This window comes from Streptomyces sp. MnatMP-M17, assembly GCF_900091995.1.
Lineage (GTDB): Bacteria > Actinomycetota > Actinomycetes > Streptomycetales > Streptomycetaceae > Streptomyces.
Window position 1 is genome coordinate 1 of the sequence record NZ_FMDK01000831.1, and the last position, 4,323, is coordinate 4,323.

Below are 4,323 nucleotides of genomic sequence, written 5' to 3' on the forward strand. Positions count from 1 at the left end.
CCGGCTCGCCCGGCTCCTCGGTACCGTCCGGTCGTACCAGGACATACCGTACGGTTCCGTCGGCACCGGTCTTCGCGATGTCGACAGGGACGTTGTCCAGCCACTCGTTCGCGAAGACCAGCCCGCTGATCCCGGCGGGCGGTTCGGCGCACCACTCGATACGCGGATCCAGGCCCACGGGACGCGGCGCGCGCTCCACGGCGTACGGCCGGACCGCGAGCCCGGCGGGAAGCGCGGCCAGGATTCCGGTCAGCAGCTCACCGCGGCCCGCGCCGATGTCGACGAGCGCGACCTCGTCCGCCGTACCGAGCCGCTCGGCGGTCGCCATGAGAAGCCGGGCGACGGCGGCGGCGAAGAGCGGAGAGGCGTGCACCGAGGTACGGAAGTGCCCGGCCGGTCCCTCGGGCCGCAGATAGAAGCCGCCGGGACCGTACAGCGCGTCCTCGGCGGCCACGCGCCAGCGCCGCGGCCCGGGCCCGTACCGTATGCCGCGAACCTCCCGCGACATGCCGCGAACCTCCTGCGACTTACACGTCTCATCCGTCACGGAGCCAAGTCTCCACCTTGGGGAGTACGCTTCCGCCGACCGGATCGACCCTCCGGTTGACCCGTCCGCCGTTTCCGCTTACCTACGCTGGGTTACGTGCAGCGCTTCTACGACTTTCTCCGCAGACACCCGACGGGCGTCGACAGCTTCTGGGCTGTCCTGCTCTTCGGGTTCTCTCTGTTGTGGGTGGTCCAGCAGGTCGTGGGTGTCGGACCGCGACTGGTCGCCATCGTGACGGTCGCGCTGCTGAGCCTGTCCGTGGCGCTGCGCCGCCGCGCACCCGAGAAGACGCTGCTGTTCGTGCTGAGCCTGGGGCTGGCCCAGGTCGTGCTGGACGTGGCGGCCAATCCGGCCGACTTCGCGATGCTGGTGGCCATCTACACCGTCTCGGCCCAGGGCGGCCCGCGCTGGGCCTCCCAGCTCGCGCTGACCGGCGGGCTGCTCGCCGCGCCGATCTCCCAGGTGCGCTGGCCCGAGGCCGGGACGAGCACCGCGGGCCGGGTCGTCGTGGCCGTCGTCATGGGCGTGCCCTTCGCCCTGGCCTGGGTGCTGGGCGACTCCGTCCGTACCCGCCGCGCCTACTTCGACCAGCTGGAGGAGCGCGCCACCCGGCTGGAGAAGGAGCGCGAGGCGCAGGCGAAGGTGGCGGTGGCCGCCGAGCGCGCCCGGATCGCCCGTGAGCTGCACGATGTCGTCGCGCACAATGTCTCGGTGATGGTGGTCCAGGCGGACGGCGCGGCCTATGTGCTGGATGCCGCGCCCGACCAGGCCAAGGAGGCCCTGGAGACCATTTCGAGCACCGGCCGGCAGGCGCTGGCCGAGATGCGCAGACTGCTCGGCGTGCTGCGGACCGGCGACACCAAGGAGGGCGGCGAGTACGTACCGCAGCCCGATGTCGGGCAGATAGAGGAGCTGGTCGAGAAGGTGCGCGGCGCGGGACTCAGCGTGGACTTCAAGATCGAGGGCACTCCACGGCCGCTGCCCAGCGGTGTGGAGCTGACCGCGTACCGCATCGTGCAGGAGGCCCTCACCAACAGCCGCAAGCACGGCGGACCCGATGTCGGCGCCAGTGTGCGGCTGGTCTACTTCGACGACGGGCTCGGACTGCTCGTCGAGGACGACGGCCGGGGCGCGGCGCACGAACTGTACGAGGACGGCGGGGCCGACGGGCGCGGTCACGGGCTGATCGGGATGCGGGAGCGGGTCGGGATGGTGGGCGGCACGCTCGACGCCGGACCGCGGCCGGGCGGCGGCTTCCGGATCAGCGCGCTGCTCCCGCTGAAGCCCGCGCACTAGCCGTTGAGGGCGCCTTTCGGGCGCCCGCCCGGCGTCCATCTTCCGCTCCTACCGGCCCCTCCCCTCCTACCGGACAAGGAACCCGCAGATGCCGATCCTGCCGATCCGCGTGATGCTCGTCGACGACCAGGTGCTGCTGCGCACCGGTTTCCGTATGGTGCTGGCCGCGCAGCCGGACATGGAGGTCGTCGCGGAGGCCGGGGACGGCGCGGAGGCGATCGAGAAGCTCCGCGCCACCACGGTGGACGTCGTACTGATGGACGTACGGATGCCCAGGCTCGACGGCGTCGAGGCGACCCGCCGGATCTGCGCGGAACCGGGCGCGCCGAAGGTGCTCATCCTGACCACCTTCGACCTGGACGAGTACGCCTTCTCCGGGCTCAAGGCCGGGGCCAGCGGCTTCATGCTCAAGGACGTGCCGCCCGGCGAACTGCTGAGCGCGATCCGCTCGGTGCACAGCGGTGACGCGGTGGTGGCCCCGTCCACGACTCGGCGGCTGCTCGACCGCTTCTCGCCGATGCTCCCGACGAGCACCAAGCCGCAGCACAAGGAGCTGGACCGGCTCACCGGGCGCGAGCGCGAGGTGATGCTGCTGGTGGCGCAGGGCTTGTCGAACGGGGAGATCGCGGGGCGGCTGGTGCTCTCGGAGGCGACCGTGAAGACGCATGTCGGCCGGATTCTGACGAAGCTGGGGCTGCGGGACAGGGTGCAGGTGGTGGTGCTGGCGTACGAAACGGGCCTGGTCCGAGCGGGGTCGCCTCCCGGCTAGGGGGTCGTGGTGCGGGGTGCGGTGGGTGGGTGGTGCGGGTGCCGGGGCCTCCGGAGGTACATGTCCGGACGGCATGCCACCTACCCAGCCCGTCCGGCGTTTGAGGACGGAACGGCCCGCCCCGGCTCCGGGCTCCCAGACGGTTGGGACGCCCGGCTGCGGGCCGAATTCAAGCCCGTCCGGCGATTGAGGACGGAACGGCCGCCTGGCCCAGAGGCAGGCGCGTCAGGAAGTCCGTTACCGCCGTGCGTACGTCGTCCGGGGTCCAGGTCAGGCCCGGTTCTGTGACCGTTACCTCCGTGTAGGAGACGCCCGGTGGGCCCGACGGCGGCGCCGACCAGACGCGGAAGAGTGTGGTCTTGGTCTCCTCCGCCTGACGCACCGCCGCCTCGTTCAGCGCCTCCGGCGCGTACGGCAGCCAGACCTGGAACTGGTGGGTGTGCGGCGGCTCCGGGTGGACGCGGAACCAGGGCGCCCCCGACGCCGCGAAGCCCTCCGTCAGCGCCGCGGCGACCACGCGCGCGTGGGCGACGTACGACGGCAGCCGTGGCAGTTCGCGCTCCAGGCCGAGCAGGGCCGACAGCGCCGCCGGGAACTGCTGGAAGAGCTGGCCTCCGTAGCGGTGGCGCCAGAGCCGGGCTTCCTCCACCAGCTCCCGCGGACCGGCCAGCGCCGCGCCGGACAGGCCGTCCAGGGACTTGTAGAAGGACACGTACACGCTGTCCGCGAGACCCGCGATCTCCGCCAGGCTGTGATCGAAGTGCGGCTCGCACTCCCACAGGCGCGCGCCGTCGAAGTGCACCACCGCGTCCCGCTCGCGCGCCGCGTTCACCACCGCGACCAGTTCGTCCCAGGTCGGCAGGACGAAGCCCGCGTCGCGCAGAGGCAGCTCCAGCATCAGCGTGCCGAACGGATCGGCCAGCTCCTGGATCTCCTCGGCGGTCGGCAGCCGGGGCTCGGTGGTCGGATGGACCGTACGCAGTCCGCTGACGGCCGACAGCGCACCGCCCTCATGGACCTCCGGATGCGCGAGCGGATGCAGTGCCACCGTCGCGTTGCCGGTACGTCCCGCCCAGCACCGGAGCGCCACCTGCTGCGCCATCGTGCCCGTCGGGAAGAAGGCCGCGGCCGGGAAGCCGAGCAGCGAGGCCACCCGCTGTTCCAGCTCGGCGACGACTCCGTTCCCGTACAGATCCGTCCAGTCGTCCAGATCGTGGACCGATTTCGCGTCCGCCGCCAGGGCGGCGAGCTGCTCGCCGAGCCGCTGGTTCATACCGGGCCGCGTCAGCACGCGCTCGGACGCCCGCCACGCGGCCATCCTGCGGTGGCGTGCGGCGTCCGCCGTCGTCTTTCCGTCGTCGGTCCCCGCCTGTTCGGCCTGCTGGTTCGTCTGTTCCATGACCCGCATCATGGCCCACGCGCCGCCCGCCGCCCACAGCCTGTGGACAGCCAAGTGGCAGGGCGGAACGCTGGCGTAGCATGGCGAGAAATCGTCCGGTACCCCCCGCGGACTGGAACGGAAGGCCCCGCCGCGTGAATCCAGCAGCACAGGAACCTCTCGATCCCCGGGACCGTCCCGCCCGGCTCACCGTCGGTGTCGTGGGAGCGGGCCGCGTCGGGCCGGCGCTCGCCGCGGCGCTCCGGCTCGCCGGGCACCGGCCGGTCGCCGTCTCCGGAGTCTCCGACGCGTCCGTACGGCGGGCGGCGGCCC

At 72.1% G+C, this 4,323-nt stretch carries 3 protein-coding genes and 2 pseudogenes; 3 read left to right on the forward strand and 2 right to left on the reverse strand.

From position 1 onward, the window contains the following. Positions 1 to 508 (reverse strand): annotated as a pseudogene (locus GA0115259_RS31445) (hypothetical protein); the annotation flags it as partial. Between the two features lie 135 nt (positions 509 to 643). On the opposite strand from GA0115259_RS31445, the gene GA0115259_RS31450 reads away from it, so the two are divergent. Both GA0115259_RS31450 and GA0115259_RS31455 read left to right on the forward strand, forming a co-directional pair. Further along, positions 644 to 1,843: a sensor histidine kinase gene (locus GA0115259_RS31450; protein WP_093603280.1), complete on the forward strand. Its 1,200-nt coding sequence runs from the start codon at positions 644 to 646 to the stop codon at positions 1,841 to 1,843. A 97-nt stretch (positions 1,844 to 1,940) separates the two neighbouring features. Continuing rightward, a complete protein-coding gene (locus GA0115259_RS31455) occupies positions 1,941 to 2,612 on the forward strand; it encodes a response regulator transcription factor (RefSeq protein ID WP_093603282.1) in 672 nt (223 codons plus the stop codon). 169 nt (positions 2,613 to 2,781) lie between these two features. On the opposite strand, the gene GA0115259_RS31460 is transcribed toward GA0115259_RS31455, so the two are convergent. Next, positions 2,782 to 4,011 (reverse strand): threonine aldolase family protein, encoded by a 1,230-nt coding sequence (locus GA0115259_RS31460; protein ID WP_107469312.1) that lies wholly within the window; start codon positions 4,009 to 4,011, stop codon positions 2,782 to 2,784. An 80-nt stretch (positions 4,012 to 4,091) separates the two neighbouring features. On the opposite strand from GA0115259_RS31460, the pseudogene GA0115259_RS31465 reads away from it, so the two are divergent. Then, a pseudogene (locus GA0115259_RS31465) lies at positions 4,092 to 4,323 on the forward strand (oxidoreductase); the annotation flags it as partial.

Excerpts from the sequence above, each read along its gene's own strand:
- GA0115259_RS31460 (WP_107469312.1), bottom strand. The coding sequence starts at position 4,011 with ATGGAACAGACGAACCAGCAGGCCGAACAGGCGGGGACCGACGACGGA.